The organism is Pseudomonas edaphica, from assembly GCF_005863185.1.
Taxonomy (GTDB): Bacteria; Pseudomonadota; Gammaproteobacteria; order Pseudomonadales; family Pseudomonadaceae; genus Aquipseudomonas; species Aquipseudomonas edaphica.
In genome coordinates, this window is record NZ_VBVZ01000913.1 from 1 (window position 1) to 1,702 (window position 1,702).

2 protein-coding genes are annotated in these 1,702 nt (G+C 61.8%); both read right to left on the reverse strand.

Features of this window, described 5'->3' with window-relative positions:
• Window positions 1-33 precede the first annotated feature (33 nt).
• On the reverse strand, window positions 34-840 hold the full coding sequence (gene dapB / locus FEM54_RS32015) for a 4-hydroxy-tetrahydrodipicolinate reductase (protein WP_017139261.1): 807 nt from the start codon (window positions 838-840) through the stop codon (window positions 34-36).
• Between the two features lie 10 nt (window positions 841-850).
• A partial coding sequence (locus tag FEM54_RS32020) for a molecular chaperone DnaJ (protein ID WP_138454215.1) occupies window positions 851-1,702 on the reverse strand: 852 nt, incomplete at its 5' end.

Sequence of the window (1,702 nt, forward strand, 5' to 3'; positions counted from 1 at the left end):
AAGCATAAGCTTGAGGCCCGGTTTTGGCTACTCTTAGTGCAGATCCAGCACGTCGCGCATGTCATACAGACCAGGCTCACGACCTTCCAGCCAGAGCGCCGCACGCACCGCGCCCTTGGCAAATGTCATGCGGCTGGAGGCTTTGTGTGTGATCTCCAGGCGCTCGCCTTCACTGGCAAACAGAACGGTGTGATCACCCACCACATCACCACCGCGCACAGTGGCAAAGCCGATGGTGTCATGGGCACGCGCACCGGTATGGCCTTCACGCCCGTAAACAGCGACTTTAGACAGGTCGCGCCCCAGGGCATCGGCAATCGCCTCACCCATGCGCAGCGCAGTACCCGACGGCGCATCGATCTTGTGGCGATGGTGGGTCTCGATGATCTCGATATCCGCCTCATCACCCAACACGCGCGCGGCCAGGTCCAGCAACTTGAGCGACAAGTTCACGCCGACGCTGAAATTGGCGGCGAAGACGATCGGAATATCCTTGCCCGCCTCCACCAGCAACTGCTTCTGCTCGGCATTCAAGCCTGTGGTGCCGATGACCATGGCCTTGCCAGCCTTGCGGCAGAACGCCAGGTTTTTCAGCATCACTTCCGGCAAGGTGAAGTCGATCAGCACATCAAACTCGTCAGCCACCTGCTCCAGGTTGCCCGACAACGAAACGCCGATGCGACCCAGCGAAGCCAGCTCACCGGCGTCCGCACCGATCAGCGTGCTGCCAGGGCGAACAATCGCCGCCGTCAGCCCGGAGGCCGGCGAGCGCTGCTGCACCGCCTCGACCAAGGTCTTGCCCATGCGCCCAGCAGCGCCCATTACGGCTATACGTCGCATATTCACGTCCTTACAAGTCGCCGAAGAAGCGCTTAACGCCATCGAAGAAGCCGGTGGTTTTCGGCGAATGGGAGTCATCGCCTTCCAACGAGCTGCGGAACTCTTCAAGCAGTTCGCGCTGACGACGGCCGAGGTTGACGGGCGTTTCCACCGCCACACGGCACATCAAGTCGCCAGCACCGCCACCGCGCACCGGCGCAACGCCTTTGCCACGGATACGGAACTGCTTGCCGGTCTGGGTGCCTTCCGGGATCTTGAGCTTGACCCGACCATCAAGGGTCGGAATTTCCAGCTCGCCGCCCAATGCCGCGTCGACAAAGCTGATCGGCACCTCGCAGAACAGGTGTTTGCCATCACGCTGGAAGATCGAGTGCTCACGCACATTGATCACCACGTACAGGTCGCCCGTCGGGCCACCTTGAGTGCCCGCCTCGCCTTCGCCAGACAGGCGAATACGGTCACCGGTATCAACACCCGCCGGCACTTTCACCGAAAGGGTCTTGTACTCTTCGACACGACCTTCGCCGTGGCAGGAGTCGCACGGATCGGAAATGATCTTGCCCTGGCCATGGCAGCGCGGGCAGGTCTGCTGCACCGAGAAGAAGCCCTGCTGCATGCGCACCTGGCCAATACCGCCACAGGTCGGACAGGTAATCGGCGAGGACCCCTTCTTGGCCCCCGAACCGTCGCACGGCTTGCAATTGACCAGTGTCGGTACACGGATATTGACCGTGGTACCGCGCACAGCCTCTTCCAGGTTCAGCTCCAGCGTGTAACGCAAGTCGCTGCCACGCTGGGCACCGCCGCGCTGACCGCCACGGCCGCCACCAAAGAAGTCGCTGAACACGTCGCCGAAAATATC

Excerpts from the sequence above, each read along its gene's own strand:
- dapB (WP_017139261.1), bottom strand. The coding sequence starts at position 840 with ATGCGACGTATAGCCGTAATGGGCGCTGCTGGGCGCATGGGCAAGACC.